General features: G+C 66.4%; 14 protein-coding genes. 9 read left to right on the top strand and 5 right to left on the bottom strand.

Annotated features, from left to right (window positions below):
- Nucleotides 1–129: 129 nt before the first annotated feature.
- The gene (locus ACFOHJ_RS20495) at nucleotides 130–702 is read left to right on the top strand and encodes a hypothetical protein (RefSeq protein ID WP_378224712.1); all 573 of its coding nucleotides are present in this window, start codon (nucleotides 130–132) and stop codon (nucleotides 700–702) included.
- Nucleotides 703–745: 43 nt separating this feature from the next.
- On the opposite strand, the gene ACFOHJ_RS20490 is transcribed toward ACFOHJ_RS20495, so the two are convergent.
- Nucleotides 746–1,435 carry an HAD family hydrolase gene (locus tag ACFOHJ_RS20490; RefSeq protein WP_378224135.1) on the bottom strand — a complete coding sequence of 230 codons (690 nt, stop codon included), beginning with the start codon at nucleotides 1,433–1,435 and terminating at the stop codon, nucleotides 746–748.
- A 183-nt stretch (nucleotides 1,436–1,618) separates the two neighbouring features.
- Here ACFOHJ_RS20490 and ACFOHJ_RS20485 point away from each other — a divergent pair, with 183 nt between their 5' ends.
- The gene (locus ACFOHJ_RS20485) at nucleotides 1,619–2,752 is read left to right on the top strand and encodes a site-specific DNA-methyltransferase (protein ID WP_378224134.1); all 1,134 of its coding nucleotides are present in this window, start codon (nucleotides 1,619–1,621) and stop codon (nucleotides 2,750–2,752) included.
- A 78-nt stretch (nucleotides 2,753–2,830) separates the two neighbouring features.
- Here the strand turns inward: ACFOHJ_RS20485 and ACFOHJ_RS20480 are convergent, their stop codons facing one another.
- Together ACFOHJ_RS20480 and mutY are read right to left on the bottom strand one after the other, a co-directional pair.
- A complete protein-coding gene (locus tag ACFOHJ_RS20480) occupies nucleotides 2,831–3,442 on the bottom strand; it encodes an HAD family hydrolase (protein ID WP_378224132.1) in 612 nt (203 codons plus the stop codon).
- Nucleotides 3,439–4,557: an A/G-specific adenine glycosylase gene (gene mutY / locus ACFOHJ_RS20475; protein WP_378224129.1), complete on the bottom strand. Its 1,119-nt coding sequence runs from the start codon at nucleotides 4,555–4,557 to the stop codon at nucleotides 3,439–3,441. The genes ACFOHJ_RS20480 and mutY overlap by 4 nt, the downstream gene beginning before the upstream one ends.
- 51 nt (nucleotides 4,558–4,608) lie before the next feature.
- Between mutY and ACFOHJ_RS20470 the strand changes: the two genes are divergently transcribed.
- From ACFOHJ_RS20470 to cysQ, 6 genes are all read left to right on the top strand, one after another.
- Complete coding sequence (locus ACFOHJ_RS20470; protein ID WP_378224126.1) at nucleotides 4,609–5,106, top strand: DUF721 domain-containing protein; 498 nt, start codon at nucleotides 4,609–4,611, stop codon at nucleotides 5,104–5,106.
- Between the two features lie 130 nt (nucleotides 5,107–5,236).
- On the top strand, nucleotides 5,237–5,959 hold the full coding sequence (locus ACFOHJ_RS20465; RefSeq protein WP_378224124.1) for a DsbA family protein: 723 nt from the start codon (nucleotides 5,237–5,239) through the stop codon (nucleotides 5,957–5,959).
- Nucleotides 5,960–6,019: 60 nt separating this feature from the next.
- Complete coding sequence (gene smc / locus ACFOHJ_RS20460; RefSeq protein ID WP_378224122.1) at nucleotides 6,020–9,478, top strand: chromosome segregation protein SMC; 3,459 nt, start codon at nucleotides 6,020–6,022, stop codon at nucleotides 9,476–9,478.
- Nucleotides 9,479–9,673: 195 nt separating this feature from the next.
- Nucleotides 9,674–10,597 carry a sulfate adenylyltransferase subunit CysD gene (cysD, locus tag ACFOHJ_RS20455; RefSeq protein WP_378224120.1) on the top strand — a complete coding sequence of 308 codons (924 nt, stop codon included), beginning with the start codon at nucleotides 9,674–9,676 and terminating at the stop codon, nucleotides 10,595–10,597.
- Entirely contained in the window at nucleotides 10,597–12,531 is a 1,935-nt protein-coding gene (gene cysN, locus ACFOHJ_RS20450; protein ID WP_378224118.1) for a sulfate adenylyltransferase subunit CysN, read from the top strand. The genes cysD and cysN overlap by 1 nt, the downstream gene beginning before the upstream one ends.
- Nucleotides 12,521–13,357 carry a 3'(2'),5'-bisphosphate nucleotidase CysQ gene (gene cysQ, locus ACFOHJ_RS20445; RefSeq protein WP_378224116.1) on the top strand — a complete coding sequence of 279 codons (837 nt, stop codon included), beginning with the start codon at nucleotides 12,521–12,523 and terminating at the stop codon, nucleotides 13,355–13,357. The genes cysN and cysQ overlap by 11 nt, the downstream gene beginning before the upstream one ends.
- A 22-nt stretch (nucleotides 13,358–13,379) precedes the next feature.
- On the opposite strand, the gene fcl is transcribed toward cysQ, so the two are convergent.
- Both fcl and gmd read right to left on the bottom strand, forming a co-directional pair.
- Nucleotides 13,380–14,336, bottom strand: a complete 957-nt coding sequence (fcl, locus tag ACFOHJ_RS20440; protein ID WP_378224113.1) for a GDP-L-fucose synthase — start codon at nucleotides 14,334–14,336, stop codon at nucleotides 13,380–13,382.
- A 23-nt stretch (nucleotides 14,337–14,359) separates the two neighbouring features.
- On the bottom strand, nucleotides 14,360–15,481 hold the full coding sequence (gmd, locus tag ACFOHJ_RS20435) for a GDP-mannose 4,6-dehydratase (RefSeq protein WP_378224111.1): 1,122 nt from the start codon (nucleotides 15,479–15,481) through the stop codon (nucleotides 14,360–14,362).
- Nucleotides 15,482–15,830: 349 nt separating this feature from the next.
- Here gmd and ACFOHJ_RS20430 point away from each other — a divergent pair.
- On the top strand, nucleotides 15,831–16,514 hold a 684-nt coding region (locus ACFOHJ_RS20430), incomplete at its 3' end, for a UDP-glucose dehydrogenase family protein (RefSeq protein ID WP_378224108.1).

Genomic DNA, 16,514 nt, shown 5'->3' with positions numbered 1-16,514 from the left:
CGTCAGTCGCATTTTCGCCGTTGGCTTGCTATAGGTCCTGCCGCTGACTTTGCGAGAGGGAAGTGCAGATTCATGGTGTTTGGTAGTTTTAACGGTCGCATTTTCGCCGGTATGGCGCTGACTGGCTTGATGTTTGCCGTCGCCGGCTGTCAATCGGGCGGCAAAGGCGCGCTCGGCGTCGGGGGCGACCCGCAGGCGGCGGCTGCCGCGGACACGAGGGTGAAGGCGAGCGATCTGCTGGCCTACTGCCCGATCATCACGCTGCGCGACGGCACCGCCTATTTCAACACCTACGCCAAGGGCGGCAAGAAGGCGAAGAAAGCGGACACCGAGGACGGCTCGGCCACGGCGGCCAGCGACGATTCCGCCAACATCGTCTACCAGGCCGCCATCACCGACGTGACGCGCGATTGCAGCCGCAGCGGCGGTTCGCTGACCATGAACGTCGCCGTGGCCGGCAAGGTCGTGCCCGGTCCGAAAGGCGGGGCCGGTTCGATCACCATGCCGATCCGCATCGTCGTCGTGCATGGTTCGGACGTGCTCTATTCCCAGCTTCATCAATACAAGCTTCAGGTCACCGACACCTCGGCGGCCACGCAGTTCGTCTTCAACGATCCGAACGTGACCATTCCCGAGCCGACCGACAAGGGCTACCAGGTCTTTGCCGGCTACGACGAAGGCCCGCCTTCCAGGAAGAAGTAGGCTGGCAGCAGGAAAAGGCAGGCTGGCGCCGGTCATCGCGCGGTCAGATATCTGCCGACCATTCCGATAGCGCCGCCAGCACGCTTTTCAGTTCCGGCCAGCGCCGGATGACGGTTTCGGCGCCGGCCTCCGTCAGGGCGTCGGCATGGCCGGGATAGCTGTGCGAGGCGCCGGTGAAGCCGATCGCCCGCATCCCGGCGGCGACGGCGCCCGTCACGCCATGCACCGAATCCTCGATGACGAAGCAGCGCGCGGGATCGGCCCCCAGCGTTTCGGCCGCGTGCAGGAACACGTCCGGCGCGGGCTTCGGCTTTCCGGTCGGCGTTTCCAGCGCCGAAAAGATGCGGCCGGCAAACAGCGGCAGCAGGCGCACCTTCTCCAGCATGAACTCGATCCGCTCCGTCCGCGAGTTGGAGCAGATGCAGAACGGCACCGGCACGGCCGCCACCGCCTCGTGCACGCCCTCGATCGCGCGCACCTCGGTGCGCAGCCGCCGACCCACCGCTTCCTCGGTACGGTCGATCAGCGACACCTGGAACGGGATCTTGGAGATTTCCTCGACCCGCATCAGGATGTCCTTGAAGGTCAGGCCGGCATAGGCCGCGATCAGTTCCTCGGTCGAGATTTCGAACCCGGCGGCCGTGAGCATTTCGGCCTCGACGCGGGCGGCGACGATTTCTGAATCGACGAGCACGCCGTCGCAATCGAAAATGACAAGATCGGGTCTGTGCATGGCAATCCGGAAAAACGGGGGCTGGGTTATGCCGGGCAGGGCAGGGCGGGAAGCGACATACACCAAGCAAGGTTGAACGGCAAATTCCGGGCGCGCTGCCCCGAGCGGCACTTCACTAAATGTTTACGCAAAACGGTAACCATAACAGCGCGTAAACAGTAACCGCGTATCTCGGGTGTAATCATGTCTGCCGTGCGTGCTCTCGCCGACCTTTCTCCTGCCGTGCGGCAATCCGAATGGCTCGATACCATCCTCAAGGGCGACTGCGTGTCCGCGCTGGAGCGGCTGCCGGAAAAATCGGTGGACGTGATCTTCGCCGACCCGCCCTACAACCTCCAGCTCGACGGCGACCTTCACCGCCCCGACCAGTCCAAGGTCGATGCCGTGGACGACGCCTGGGACCAGTTCGAGAGCTTCGAGGCCTACGACGCCTTCACCCGCGCCTGGCTGCTGGCGGCGCGCCGCGTGCTGAAGCCGAACGGCACCATCTGGGTCATCGGCTCCTACCACAACATCTTCCGCGTCGGCGCCAAGCTGCAGGACCTCGGCTTCTGGATTTTGAACGACATCGTGTGGCGCAAGACCAACCCGATGCCGAACTTCCGCGGCCGCCGCTTCCAGAACGCGCATGAGACGATGATCTGGGCCTCCCGCGACCAGAAGTCTAAGGGCTATACCTTCAATTACGAGGCGCTGAAGGCCTCCAACGACGACGTGCAGATGCGTTCCGACTGGCTGTTCCCGATCTGCACCGGGGGCGAGCGGCTGAAGAACGAGAACGGCGACAAGATCCATCCGACGCAGAAGCCCGAGGCGCTGGTTGCCCGCATCCTGATGGCCTCGACCCAGCCGGGCGATATCGTGCTCGACCCGTTCTTCGGGTCCGGCACTACCGGCGCGGTCGCCAAGCGGCTCGGCCGCCATTTCGTCGGGATCGAGCGCGAGCAGGCCTATATCGACGCTGCAAGGAAGCGCATCGACGCGGTGACCACGCTTGATCGCGCGGACCTGACGGTACTGTCGGGCAAGCGCGCCGAGCCGCGCGTCGCCTTCGTCAGCCTGATCGACACCGGGCTGATGAAGCCCGGCGCCACGCTCTACGACGCGCGCAAGCGCTTCGCCGCCAAGGTGCGCGCCGACGGCACGCTGGCGATCGGCGAGGCCGCCGGCTCTATCCACAAGATGGGTGCGCGCGTGCAGGGGCTCGACGCCTGCAACGGCTGGACGTTCTGGCACTATGAGCGCAACGGCGGGCTGACTCCGATCGACGAGTTGCGCCGCATCGCCCGCCTCGGCATGGAGCGCGCCGGCGCATGACGGCGGCCAGCGGAGGTGCCGCGGCGGCGATCGCGCGGCTGAATCGAATCCTGAAGGCGCGCCGCCAAGCGATTCAAATCAAACGGCGATCCCGGCGGCCCTGAGGTCCGACTCGAGCTTCGCCGCGCCGGTGAAAAGCACCGCCTGCCAGCCGGCGGCGATGGCGCCGTCGACATTGGGCCGGCTGTCGTCGATGAACAGCGTTGCCGCCGGGTCGAGGCCGAACGCCGCCACATGGTGGTCGTAGATTTCCCGGTCCGGCTTGATCTTGCGCACTTCGCCGGAAACCGTCACCCCGCGCGGCCGGTGCAGGAACGGAAACCGCCGCCTGGCCTCGACAAAGGTGTCGGCGGCGAAATTGGTCAGCATCGTGACGTCGTGGCCGGCGTCGATCAGCCGGTCCATCAGCGCCACGCTGTCCTCATAGGCATGCGGCACCATGGCGCTCCAGTGGCGCCGGAAGTTGCGGATGTTCTCGGCATGCGCGGGATGCGCCGCGATGGCCAGCGCTTCCGCCTCCTCCCACGAGCGGCCGCGATCCTGCTCGATGTTCCAGTCATGCGTGCACACATTGTCGAAGAACCACTGGCGCTCGGCCGCGTCCGGGATCAGCCGGCTGAACGGAATGTTCGGATCGTAGTGGATGAGGACCCGGCCGATGTCGAAGACGATGTGGCGGATGGCAGTCATGCTGGCCTCTTCAGGGTTTTTCTGGTTGCGCCCGGAATGGCCGCCTCGATGGCCTTTTTCATGACGGTCGGCAAGGCCTCGCCGGAAATGTCGATGGGCAGCGACCAGAAATGTCCGGCGGGCGTGTCGCCGCCCGTTTTGGCGCGGAACACTTCCAGTTCCAACGAAAAATGCGTGAAGACGTGGCCGATGCTGCCGACGCGCCGCCAGTCCGCAAGAAACGGCGCGGCGCTCGCGGTGGCCTCGCCGTCGCTTCGGGCGGTCCAATTGGTGGTCGGCACTTCGCTCATGCCGCCGAGCAGGCCCTTGTCGGGGCGCTTGCGAAGCAGGATCGCTCCGTCGGCGCGCACCGCGACGAAGGCAGCGCCCCGGCGCAAGGGCTTTTCCGCCTTCGCCGGGCGGACCGGATAGAATTCCGGGTCGCCGGCGATGACGGCGCTGCACTTCTCGACCAGCGGGCAGAGCATGCAGCGCGGCTTGCGGGGCGTGCAGAGGGTGGCACCCAGATCCATCATCGCTTGCGCGAAGTCGCCCGGCCGCGAAGCCGGCGTCAGTTGCTCCATCCGCTCGCGGATTTCGGCCTTGGCCTGCGGCAACGGCGTGGCGATCGAGTGGAGCCGCGAGACCACCCGCTCGATGTTGCCGTCGACTACGGCAGCGGGCCGGTTGAAGGCGATGGCCGCGATGGCGGCCGCCGTGTAGGGACCGATGCCGGGCAGTTCGCGCAAGCCGGCCTCGGTGTCGGGAAAGCGGCCGCCCAGCGCCGCCACCTTTTCGGCGCACGCCTTCAGGTTGCGGGCGCGCGAATAATAGCCGAGCCCCGCCCATGCCTTCATGACCGCCTCGGTATCGGCCGCCGCCAGCGCCTCCACGGTTGGCCATTTCTCGACGAAGGCAGAGAAATAGGGCTTTACCGTCTCGACCCCGGTCTGTTGCAGCATCACCTCGGAAAGCCAGACGCGATACGGATCGGGCCGTGCCCCGCGCGCCAGTTCGCGCGGCGCCACCCGCCACGGCAATTCCCGATGATGCCGGTCGTACCAGGCAAGCAGCAGGGCGGCGATGGCGTCGCCGGTTTCCGGGTCGGGCTTGCGGGGTTGATGCTGGGATGCCATTGATCGAAGAAAGACCGGCCTTCATGTGTCGATTGGTTCTGGATTTGACGAATGGCAGGCAAACCACGTTTCCGCAATCCCGTCCCGGTGAGCGATCTTGCCGCCGGGGTCATCGATCCGGTGCTTCGCAAGCGGGCCGGGATTTCGATCGAACTCGTGCAGTCGTGGGACGAGATCGTCGGGCCGCGCCTTGCCGGGTCGTCGCGGCCGGAAAAAATCCAGTGGCCGCGCCGCCTGCATGAGGATGACCCGTTCCAGCCGGCGGTGCTGGTCATTGCCTGCGAGGGGCTGGCCGCGCTGCATTTGCAGCACGAGACGGGCGAGGTGATCGCTCGTGTCAACGGTTTCCTCGGCTTCAATGCCATCGGCCGCATCCGGATCGTGCAAAAGCCCTTGACCGGAGACAAGGCCAGGGCGAAACCGACGCTCAGGCCGCTGTCTGCGTCCGAGCACGAAAAGCTTGCCACCACGGTGGAGCAGATCGAGGACGATGGCTTGCGCGCCTCGCTGGAGCGGCTGGGCGCGACGATTCTCGGCAGGCGGAAGTAAAATCTCGCGTATTCGTGATCGCCGGACGCAGCTTTGGCGATTGGTTCGGCGAAAAGGATGTCTTAAGTCGCGCGAGACTGCGCCTTTTCATGCCACAGTAATGCAACCAAGTTTCAATCGGGTGATTCGAATGAACCGCTTCCTGTCTCGTAGAACCGTCCTGTCCTCGCTGGTCGCGGTACCCGCCGTGGCTTTGCTCGCCGGTTGCAGCGACTCGGGCGAGGAGGCCAAGGCGGCCGAAGCCAAGCCCGCGCCGGCCATGAAGCCGGCCGCGTCGGCGGCGGCGGCACAGGCGCCCGAATCCTCCGGTTCGGTCGACATGGCCGAACTGCTGAAGCCGGGCGCCTTGCCCGACGAGGCGCTGGGCAGCGCGGACGCCAAGGTCACCATCGTCGAATATGCGTCGATGACCTGCCCGCACTGCGCGCATTTCGCCGAGACGACGTTCCCGGAACTGAAGACGAAATACATCGACACCGGCAAGGTGCGCTTTATCCTGCGCGAATTCCCGTTCGATCCGCGCGCCGAGGCCGGTTTCATGCTGGCGCGCTGCTCCGGCGACAAATATTTCGCGATGGTCGATGTCCTGTTCAAGCAGCAGCAGAACTGGGCGACGGTCGACAACGTCAAGGATGCGCTGCTGCAACTTGCCAAGCTGGCCGGTTTTACACAGGAGAGCTTTGACAAGTGCTTGACGGACCAGGCGCTTCTTGACCAAGTGAGAGCGGTTCAGAAGCGCGGCGCCGACGAGTTCAAGATCGACTCGACGCCGACCTTCTTCGTTAACGGGAAGACCTACAAGGGCGCGATGTCCATTGAGGAAATGTCGGCCATTATCGACCCGCTGCTTTAAGGCGACGGCAGCCCCGTTTCGGCCGCGCCCTCGCGCGCGGCCGCCCTCTGCGGTGCGCGCATGAAGTTTTCGCGCCTGCGCCTTCTCGGTTTCAAGTCCTTCGTCGAGCCCGGTGAGTTCGTCATCGAGCATGGCCTGACCGGCGTGGTCGGGCCGAACGGCTGCGGCAAGTCGAACCTCGTCGAGGCGCTGCGCTGGGTAATGGGCGAAAGCTCCTACAAGAACATGCGCGCGTCCGGCATGGACGACGTGATCTTTTCCGGGTCTGGCACCCGTCCGGCCCGCAACACGGCCGAAGTCACGCTTTTCCTCGACAATTCGAGCCGCACCGCGCCCGCCGCCTTCAACGACGCCGACGAGCTGCAGGTTTCGCGCCGCATCGAGCGCGAGGCTGGCTCCGTCTACCGCATCAACGGCAAGGAAGCCCGCGCCAAGGACGTGCAACTGCTGTTCGCCGACCAGTCGACCGGCGCTCGCTCGCCCTCCATGGTCGGGCAGGGCCGCATCGGCGAACTGATCCAGGCCAAGCCGCAGGCCCGCCGCGCGCTGCTGGAGGAGGCGGCCGGCATTTCCGGCCTGCACACCCGCCGCCACGAAGCCGAGTTGCGGCTGAAGGGTGCGGAACAGAACCTGGAACGGCTGGACGACGTCGTCGGCCAGTTGGAAAGCCAGATCGAAAGCCTGAAGCGGCAGGCCCGCCAGGCTTCGCGCTTCAAGAGCCTGTCGGCCGATATCCGCAAGGCGGACGCCACGCTGCTGCACCTGCGCTGGTCGCTGGCCAAGGCGCAGGAAGGCGAGGCGCGCTCGGCGCTGGCGATCGCCACCGCGCTGGTGGGCGAACGCGCCGCCGCCCAGATGACGGCAGCGAGGGAGCAGGGTATCGGTGCCCATCACCTGCCGGAACTGCGCGAGGCGGAAGCCGCCGCCGCCGCCGCCTTCCAGCGACTGTCGATCGCCCGCACGCAGCTTGACGAGGAAGCCGGGCGCATCAACCAGCGGCAGGCCGAACTAATCCGCCGGCTCCAGCAGCTCGATGCCGACATCGAGCGCGAGGAGCGCATGGTGGCCGACAATGCCGACATCCTGGAACGGCTGGCGCAAGAGGAAGCCGAACTCAATGCCGACAACGCCGGCGCGGCCGAGCGTGAGGCCGCCACCCGCGCGGCCTTCGAGCAGGCGGCCGCGACGCTGGAGATGAGCGAGGCGAAACTCGCCCGGCTGACCGCCGAGCGGGCGGAAGCGGCGGCTTCGCGCACGCAGGTGGAGCGCACCCTGCGCGAAACCGCCGAGCGCCGCGACCGCTTCGCCCGCCAGCTTGCCGAGGCCGACCGCGAGCTTTCCGAGATCGCGTCGCGCATCTCCTTGCTGCCCGATCCGGCGCAGAAGAAGGTGCTGGCCGAGCAGGCCGAGGCCATGCTGGAGGAGGCCGCCGCCGCTGCCGAGGATGCGGAGCAGGCGGTGACGGAAGCGCGGGCGGCCGAGGCCGCGGCGCGCACGCCGGTGCAGGACGCAAAGGCGGCGCTGGCCGCGATCGAGACCGAGGCCCGCACGCTGGCAAAAATGCTCAATGCCGCCAGCGGCGACCTTTTCCCGGCCGTGCTGGAGAAGATCGGCGTCAAGCGCGGCTTCGAGACGGCGCTGGGCGCGGCCCTGGGCGAGGACCTGGACGCCCCGCTCGACCGCAGCGCGCCCGTTCACTGGGGTGAAAGTGCCGTCCAGCCCGGCGATCCGGCGCTTCCCGAAGGCGTGCAAAGCCTTGCCGAGGTGGTCAGCGCGCCGGCCGAACTGGCGCGGCGGCTGGCGCAGATCGGCATCGTCGAGCAGGGGGAGGGCGGCAGGCTGCAAGGGCTGCTGGCGGCGGGGCAGAGGCTGGTCAGCCGCGAAGGCGCTTTGTGGCGCTGGGACGGTTTTTGCGCGAGCGCCGACGCGCCGACGGCGGCAGCACTGCGCCTGGCCCAGAAGAATCGGCTGGCCGAACTCGATGCCAAGGCCGTCGAGGCGACGCGCACGCTGCGCGCCGCCGAGGAGGCATTGGCCTCGGCGGAAAATGCGCTGCGCCAAGCCGGCGAGGCCGAGCGCGAGTCCCGCCAGGGCTGGCGCGACGCCCAGCACCGGCTGGACGCCGCCCGCAGCGCCCTGGCCGAGGCCGAGAAGGCGGCCGGCGAGCTTTCCAGCCGGCGTGCCGCGCTGGAGGAGGCGCGCGCGCGGGTGGTGGATAGCCACGAGGAAGCGGCGGCGGCGGTCGTCGAGGCCGAGGAATTGTTGCGCGATGCCGCCGATCTCGGCGACCTGCAGGCGCAGCTTGAGCAGGCCGCTGGCCATGTCTCCAGCGAGCGGGCAGCCCTTGCCGATGCGCGCGCCCTGCATGAGGGCTTGCGGCGCGAGGCCGAAGCGCGGACGCGCCGGCTGGAGGCGATCGGCGCCGAGCGCCACAACTGGCTGGCGCGCGCCGAAAACGCCTCCACGCAGATCGCCTCACTCGGCGAGCGCAAGGCCGAAGCCGAGGCCGAGCGCGAGAAACTGATCGACGCGCCGGACGAGATCGACGCCAGGCGGCGTGCCCTTTTATCGCAGATCGCCGAGGCCGAGGCCCTGCGCAAGGCGGCAGCCGACCGCTTGCAGGAAGCGGAAAACCGGCAGGCGGCTTTCGACAAGGCGGCGATTTCCGCCATTCAGGGGCTGGCCGAGGCCCGTGAAGCGCGTGCCCGTGCCGAAGAACGCCTGACCGCCGCCGACGAGCGCCGGGCCGAGGTCGAGGCCCGCATCCAGGAAACGCTCGGTACGCCGCCGCATCTGGTCATCCGCCATACCGGGCTGGAACCGGACGAGGCTCTGCCGGATATGGCCGATGTCGAGCACCGCCTTGAGCGGCTGAAGATCGAGCGCGAGCGCCTCGGTGCTGTCAACCTGCGTGCCGAGGAGGAGCAGCGGGAACTGTCCCAGCAACTGGAAGCGATCGTTTCCGAGCGCGAGGACGTCATCGAGGCGATCCGCAAGCTGCGCCAAGCGATCCAGAGCCTCAACCGCGAGGGCCGCGAGCGGCTGCTGGCCGCCTACGAGGTGGTCAACGGCCATTTCCAGCGGCTGTTTTCGCATCTGTTCGGCGGCGGTACGGCGGAACTGCAACTGATCGAATCCGAAGATCCGCTCGAAGCCGGCCTCGAAATTCTTGCCCGCCCGCCGGGCAAGAAGCCGCAGACGATGACGCTGCTTTCCGGCGGCGAGCAGGCGCTGACGGCGATGTCGCTGATCTTCGCCGTGTTCCTGACCAACCCGGCGCCGATCTGCGTGCTGGACGAGGTCGATGCGCCGCTGGACGACCAGAACGTTGAGCGCTTCTGCAACCTCATGGACGAGATGGCGGCGTCGACCGAGACGCGCTTCATCGTCATCACCCACAACCCGATCACCATGGCGCGCATGAACCGGCTGTTCGGCGTCACCATGGCCGAGCAGGGCGTCAGCCAACTGGTGTCGGTGGACCTGCAGGCGGCCGAGGCCATGCGCGAGGCCGGCTGACCGCAGGGTGCCCGCGTGGGCTCAAGCCGGCCCGTCAGCCAAATTCGATTTCCATGTCCGGGATGAATTTTGCAAAGAACCTTCCCGTGTGAAGGTGCGAATAGGCGTATCGACCTTGTCTGCCAGCCGGGGTAGATACATTTTACCGGCCTGCGGTCCGGTGACGGGCCACGAAAGAAAATCCGAAATATAACGATGCTCAGTTCGAACCACACACCAGCGGCGCTTACCCACCTTGACCGGCTGGAAGCGGAATCGATCCACATCTTCCGGGAGGTTGCGGCCACCTTCTCCAATCCGGTCATGCTTTATTCGATCGGCAAGGATTCGTCGGTGCTGCTGCATCTGGCGATGAAGGCCTTCGCCCCGGCAAAGCCGCCGTTTCCTCTGCTGCATGTGGATACGACGTGGAAATTCCGCGAGATGATCGCTTTCCGCGACCGCATGGCGGCCGAGACGGGGTTCGAACTTCTGGTCCACATCAACCAGGAAGGCGTGGCCGCCGGCGTCAACCCTTTCGACAGCGGCTCCAGCGTCCATACCCATGTGATGAAGACGGTCGCGCTCCGGCAGGCGCTGGACCATTACAAGTTCGACGCGGCCTTCGGCGGAGCCCGCCGCGACGAGGAGAAGTCGCGCGCCAAGGAGCGCATCTTTTCGTTCCGCGACCGCCAGCACGGCTGGGATCCGAAGGACCAGCGGCCGGAGATGTGGAACATCTACAATACGCGCGTCATGCCCGGTGAATCGATCCGCGTGTTCCCGCTGTCGAACTGGACGGAACTGGATATCTGGCAGTACATCCTGGCCGAAAACATCCCCATCGTGCCGCTTTACTTCGCCAGGGAGCGCCCGGTTGTCGAGCGCGACGGCATGCTGATCATGCGCGATGACGAGCGCATGAGACTGCGCGACGGCGAGGCGGTCGAGAATCGCCTGGTGCGCTTCCGCACGCTCGGCTGCTACCCGCTGACCGGCGCCATCGAATCCGAGGCCGATACGGTCGAGAAGATCGTCGGCGAGATGCTGACGGCGCGCACCTCTGAGCGGCAGGGGCGACTCATCGACAAGGACGAGGCGGGCTCGATGGAAAAGAAGAAGCGCGAGGGCTATTTCTGATGGCGCTGGTGGAAACGCCTTCCCGCGACGAGGCCGAGGCCCGGCTTGGCGCCTATCTCGACACCCAGAAGCGCAAGGGCCTGCTGCGGTTCCTGACCTGCGGCTCGGTCGATGACGGCAAGTCGACGCTGATCGGCCGGCTTCTCTACGACACCAAGCTGATCTTCGAGGACCAGCTTGCCGACCTGGAGAATGCCTCACGCAAATTCGGCACCACCGGCGAGGATATCGACCTGGCGCTTCTGGTCGACGGGCTCGAGGCCGAACGCCAGCAGGGCATCACCATCGATGTGGCCTACCGCTTCTTCGCCACGCCGGCTCGCAAGTTCATCGTCGCCGATACGCCCGGCCACGAGCAGTACACGCGCAACATGGCGACCGGCGCCTCAACGGCCGATCTCGCGGTGGTGCTGGTCGACGCCCGCAAGGGCATTCTGGCGCAGACGCGCCGCCATTCCTTCATCGCCTCGCTGCTCGGCATTCGCCACGTCGTGCTGGCGATCAACAAGATCGACCTGATCGATTTCGACCAGCCGCGCTACGAGGCGATCGTCGCCGAGTACCGTACCTTCGCCGATACGCTGGGCTTCGCCTCGATCGTCCCGATCCCGTTGTCGGCGCGCTATGGCGACAATGTCAGCCTCCGCTCCGAAAACATGCCCTGGTACGAGGGGTCGACGCTGATCGAGCACCTGGAACAGGTGGTCGTGGACGACAGCCGCGTCGATGCGCCGTTGCGGTTCCCGATCCAGTACGTCAACCGGCCGAACCTCGATTTCCGTGGCTTTGCCGGCACAGTCGCGGCAGGCCGGGTGGCGGTGGGCGACCTCGTCCGCGTCGCCAAGTCGGGCAAGCAGTCCCGCGTACGCGAGGTGCTGTCGCCGCGCGGCAGCGTTTCCGGCGCGGGCGCCGGCGAGGCCGTTACGCTGCTGCTGGAGGACGAAATCGAGCTTTCGCGCGGCAATATGCTGGTCGCGCCCGACAGGCCGCCCGAGGTCGCGGACCAGTTCACCGCCGATATCGTGTGGATGGACGAGCACCCCCTGCTTCCGGGCCGCTCCTATATCCTGCGCACCGAAAACGACCAGACGCCGGCGACCGTCTCGGAGCTGAAATACCGGGTGAACATCGGCAATTTCGCGCACGAGGCGGCATCCTCGCTGTCGATGAACGAGATCGGCCGCTGCAATGTCTCGCTGCAAACCCCGATCGCCTTCGACGCCTATGCGGACAACCGGGCCACCGGCGCCTTCATTCTGATCGACCGTACCACCAACCGCACCATCGCCGCCGGCATGATCGTCCACGGCCTGCGGCGGGCGACCAATATCCATTGGCAGGCACTCGACGTCGACCGCGGCGCGCGCGCGGCGCTGAAGAACCAGCATGCACGCGTGCTGTGGTTCACCGGCATGTCCGGCTCCGGCAAGTCGACCATCGCCAACCTACTGGAAAGAAAGCTCTATTCGGAAGGCAAGCATACCTACATCCTCGACGGCGACAATGTCCGCCACGGGCTCAATCGCGACCTCGGCTTCACCGACGCCGACCGGGTGGAAAACATCCGCCGCGTGGCGGAAGTCGCCAAGCTGATGGCCGATGCCGGGCTGATCGTCATCGTCTCGTTCATTTCGCCGTTCCGCTCCGAGCGCCGCGCCGCGCGCGAGATGATGCGGCCGGGCGAGTTCGTCGAGGTCTTCGTCGATACCCCGCTCGAAGAATGCGTGCGGCGCGACCCGAAGGGGCTTTATGCGCGGGCGCTGAAGGGCGAAATCCCGAATTTCACCGGCATTTCCTCGCCCTACGAGGCGCCGGAAGCCCCCGAAATCCACCTCGAAACAGTAGGGCGCACGCCGGAGGAAATGACCGAGGCCGTGGAGCGCTGGCTTCGTGAATATCGGCCGTCCGACCTGGAGGGCAACGATGGCGACTGAGTCCGAACTGGAAGGTTTCGTCGCGGTCTTCGAACGGCTGGCCGTTGCGGCCGGCGACGCCATAATGGCGGTTTACGCCGGGCCGATCGATGTCGAGCGCAAGGCCGACGCTTCACCGGTCACGGAGGCCGACCGTCAGGCCGAGGCCATCATCCTCGCCGGGCTGCGGCAGGCCTGGCCGCAGATTCCATGCGTGGCCGAAGAAGAGGTTTCCGCCGGCAAGCTGCCCGTGCTCGGCGACGGGGCGTTCTTCCTGGTCGATCCGCTCGACGGCACCAAGGAATTCGTCAACCGGCGCGAGGATTTCACCGTCAACATCGCGCTGATCGAGGCGGGCGTTCCGGTCGCCGGCACCGTCTACGCGCCGGCGCGCGGCGCGCTCTATTCGGGCGGCGGCAGGAAGGCCTGGCGCGCGATGGTCACCGCCTCCGGCACCATCGAGGGGCGCACCCCGATCTCGGTACGCGCGGCCGCCAGTCCGCCGATGATCGTCGCCAGCCGCTCGCACCGGACGCCGGAAACGGACGACGTGATCGCCCGCTTTCCGGGCGCGGAACTTGTTTCGGTCGGCTCCTCGCTCAAGTTCTGCCTGCTGGCGGCGGGGGAGGCGGACCTTTATCCGCGTCTCGGCCGCACCATGGAATGGGATACCGCCGCCGGTGACGCCGTGCTGCGCGCGGCCGGCGGCGCGACGCTGACGCTCGACGGCCGCCCACTCGCCTATGGCAAACGGCTGCCGGGCCAGCCCGACGACCTGGCGAACCCGCATTTCGTCTGCCACGGCAACGCGCCGGAAAGCTGGCGTGGCCTGCTGACCGGCCGTTGAGTCGGGAACGGCCGCGCTTCAGTCAGAATCGCAGCGAGTTCCCGTTGGCCAGGAACCACGCATAGGTCGAGCGCAGGCCGGCCTCCAGCGGGATCGAGGCACGCCAGCCGAGCGCTTCCAGCCGCGAGACATCCAGCAGCTTGCGCGGCGTGCCGTCCGGCTTGCCGGCGTCGAAGCGCAGGCTGCCCTTGAAGCCCGTTACCCTGGCCAGCGTTTCCGCCAGTTCGCGGATCGTACAATCGGTCCCCGTGCCGACATTGATATGCGAGAGCATCGGCTCGGTGCTGGCGCGATAGGTCACCTCGTCGAGGTTCATGACGAAGACGCTGGCCGCCGCCATGTCGTCGACATGCAGGAACTCCCGCCTCGGCCGGCCGCTTCCCCAGATCGCCACCTCGCTGGCACCGCTTTCCACCGCCTCGTATAGGCGCCGCATCAGGGCGGGAATGACATGGGCGTTGTCGGGATGAAAATTGTCGCCCGGCCCGTAGAGATTGGTCGGCATGACGCTGCGATAGTCGCGGCCATGCTGCCGGTTGTAGCTCTCGCACAGCTTGATGCCGGCGATCTTCGCGATGGCGTAGGGCTCGTTGGTGGGTTCGAGCTGGCCGGTCAGCAGCGCGTTCTCGCGCATCGGCTGTCCGGCCATCCTCGGATAGATGCAGGAGGAGCCGAGGAAGAGCAGTTTCTGCACGCCGGCACGGTGGGCGGCCTCGATGACATTGGCCTCGATCATCAGGTTTTCGTAGATGAAGTCGGCCGGAAACGTGTTGTTGGCGTAGATGCCGCCGACCCGCGCGGCGGCGAGATAGACCTGGTCGGGCCTTTGCGCCTCCAGGAAGATGCGCACCGCCGCCTGGTCCGTCAGGTCGAGTTCGGCGCGCGAGCGCGTCACGATCTCATGGCTGCCCTCCTGCCGCAGCCGCCGCCGGATGGCGCTGCCGACCATGCCTGCGTGCCCGGCGACGTAGATCTTCATCGGCGGCCTGTGTCCCTTCGGTGCTAGTCTTCGACGCAGACGGGAAAATCCATGCCGTGCGCCTTCAACAGCGCGTGGCGGCGGGCGGTGCGCAGGTCTTCGGCGATCATTTCCGCGCAGATCTCGCGGACCGTTACCGTGGGCTCCCACCCGAGCTTCCGCTTTGCCTTGTCCGGATCGCCGAGCAGGGTTTCCACCTCGGCCGGCCGGAAATAACGCGGGTCGATGCGCATGATGACGTCGCCGCGCCGCAGCGCCGGCGCCTGGTCTCCGCAGACGGCGGCCACGGTGGCGATTTCGTCCACGCCCTTGCCGGAAAACTCCAGTTCCAGCCCCAGTTCGGCGGCGGCCCAGGTGATGAACTGGCGCACCGAATACTGCCTGCCCGTGGCGATGACGAAGTCCTCGGGCTCGTCCTGTTGCAGCATCATCCACTGCATGCGCACATAGTCGCGCGCATGCCCCCAGTCGCGCAGGCTGTCGATGTTGCCGAGAAAGAGGCAGCTTTCCAGACCCTGGGCGATGTTGCACAGGGCGCGCGTCACCTTGCGCGTCACGAAGGTTTCGCCCCGGCGCGGCGACTCGTGGTTGAAGAGGATGCCGTTGCAGGCATAAAGGCCGTAGGCTTCGCGGTAATTGACGGTGATCCAGTAGGCATAGAGCTTGGCCACGGCATAGGGGCTGCGCGGGTAGAACGGCGTCGTCTCGCCCTGCGGCACCTGCTGCACGAGACCGTAGAGTTCGGACGTCGAGGCCTGGTAGAAGCGGGTCTTTCCCTCGAGCCCGAGAAAGCGGATCGCCTCCAGCAGGCGCAGCGTGCCGATGGCGTCGACATCGGCGGTGTATTCGGGGGCCTCGAAGCTGACCGCGACATGGGACTGGGCGCCCAGATTGTAGACTTCGTCCGGCCGCACGTCGTTGAGGATGCGGGTCAGGTTGCTGGTGTCGGTGAGGTCGCCGTAGTGGAGCCGCATCGCCACGTGGTTGGCATGCGGATCGCGGTAGAGGTGATCGATCCGCTGCGTGTTGAACTGCGAGGCCCGGCGCTTGATGCCGTGCACGTCGTAGCCCTTTTCCAGCAGCAGTTCGGCGAGATAGGAGCCGTCCTGTCCGGTAATCCCGGTGATGAGGGCTGTCCTGGCCATCGGATGATTGCGCCCCGTAGGAAACGATGTGCGCCTGCCGGTGGCAAGCGCCGAGCATTATTCGACGGGAAAAAAACCGGTCAAGCAGTCGGCGCCGGTGCGCTTCTCCCGACTTTGCCGGAGGGCTGTCCAACCAACGGTTCCGGGCGGCATCCCTGCGCCGATGGGACGTCTCCGAAAGGCGTATCCGTCCACGTCTTGCGCAAGCCGGATGGCTGGCGCGTGCCGCTTTTGACGGCTGCGCGGCGCCGCTTGTGCCATGGCTCGACGTTTGACGCAGGGCCGGTTTGGCTATAGCGGGTCAGCGGACATTGCTGATGACTTTTGCGCAACCGTCGGGACTACGATCATGAAGATTGTCATATTCGGCTCGGGTTACGTGGGCCTGGTTACCGGTGCTTGCCTGTCGGATGTCGGCCACGAGGTGGTTTGCGTGGACGTCGATGCCGGCAAGGTGGCGGCGCTGAAACGCGGCGAAGTGCCGATCTTCGAGCCCGGCCTTGCCGAGATGATCGCGCGCAACATCCGGCAGTCGCGCATCTCGTTCACGACTGAGGCGGCGCCGGCGATCGAAGACGCGGAGCTGATTTTCATCGCGGTAGGCACGCCGTCCAACGAGGACGGAGCGGCTGACCTGAAGCACGTGCTGAACGTGGCGGCCATGATCGGCGACAACCTTTCGCACCGCACGGTGATCGTGGACAAGTCGACCGTGCCGGTCGGAACCGCAGACAAGGTTCGTGCGACCATCGCCGCCCGCCTCAAGGAGCGGGGCGTCGACGTGGCGTTCGATGTCTGCTCCAACCCCGAATTCCTCAAGGAAGGCAACGCCATCGATGACTTCACGCGCGGTGCGCGGATCGTGGTGGGAACCGATTCCGAGGCGGTGCGCGAGGCGATGCGGGAATGCTACGCGCCCTACAACCGCAACCACGACAAGCTGATGTTCATGGGCGTGCGGGAGGCGGAGCTCACCAAATACGCGGCCAACGCCATGCTGGCCACCAAGATCAGCTTCATGAACGAGATTTCC

It is taken from the genome of Aquamicrobium soli (assembly GCF_042646345.1).
Taxonomy (GTDB): Bacteria; Pseudomonadota; Alphaproteobacteria; order Rhizobiales; family Rhizobiaceae; genus Mesorhizobium; species Mesorhizobium soli_A.
This window is presented reverse-complemented; position numbering and strand designations above follow the sequence as displayed.

What these genes read in the sequence shown, in the direction of transcription:
- ACFOHJ_RS20495 (WP_378224712.1), top strand. Translation starts at nt 130, where the DNA reads ATGTTTGCCGTCGCCGGCTGTCAATCGGGCGGCAAAGGCGCGCTCGGC.
- ACFOHJ_RS20490 (WP_378224135.1), bottom strand. Translation starts at nt 1,435, where the DNA reads ATGCACAGACCCGATCTTGTCATTTTCGATTGCGACGGCGTGCTCGTC.
- ACFOHJ_RS20485 (WP_378224134.1), top strand. Translation starts at nt 1,619, where the DNA reads ATGTCTGCCGTGCGTGCTCTCGCCGACCTTTCTCCTGCCGTGCGGCAA.
- ACFOHJ_RS20480 (WP_378224132.1), bottom strand. Translation starts at nt 3,442, where the DNA reads ATGACTGCCATCCGCCACATCGTCTTCGACATCGGCCGGGTCCTCATC.
- mutY (WP_378224129.1), bottom strand. Translation starts at nt 4,557, where the DNA reads ATGGCATCCCAGCATCAACCCCGCAAGCCCGACCCGGAAACCGGCGAC.
- ACFOHJ_RS20470 (WP_378224126.1), top strand. Translation starts at nt 4,609, where the DNA reads ATGGCAGGCAAACCACGTTTCCGCAATCCCGTCCCGGTGAGCGATCTT.
- ACFOHJ_RS20465 (WP_378224124.1), top strand. Translation starts at nt 5,237, where the DNA reads ATGAACCGCTTCCTGTCTCGTAGAACCGTCCTGTCCTCGCTGGTCGCG.
- smc (WP_378224122.1), top strand. Translation starts at nt 6,020, where the DNA reads ATGAAGTTTTCGCGCCTGCGCCTTCTCGGTTTCAAGTCCTTCGTCGAG.
- cysD (WP_378224120.1), top strand. Translation starts at nt 9,674, where the DNA reads ATGCTCAGTTCGAACCACACACCAGCGGCGCTTACCCACCTTGACCGG.
- cysN (WP_378224118.1), top strand. Translation starts at nt 10,597, where the DNA reads ATGGCGCTGGTGGAAACGCCTTCCCGCGACGAGGCCGAGGCCCGGCTT.
- cysQ (WP_378224116.1), top strand. Translation starts at nt 12,521, where the DNA reads ATGGCGACTGAGTCCGAACTGGAAGGTTTCGTCGCGGTCTTCGAACGG.
- fcl (WP_378224113.1), bottom strand. Translation starts at nt 14,336, where the DNA reads ATGAAGATCTACGTCGCCGGGCACGCAGGCATGGTCGGCAGCGCCATC.
- gmd (WP_378224111.1), bottom strand. Translation starts at nt 15,481, where the DNA reads ATGGCCAGGACAGCCCTCATCACCGGGATTACCGGACAGGACGGCTCC.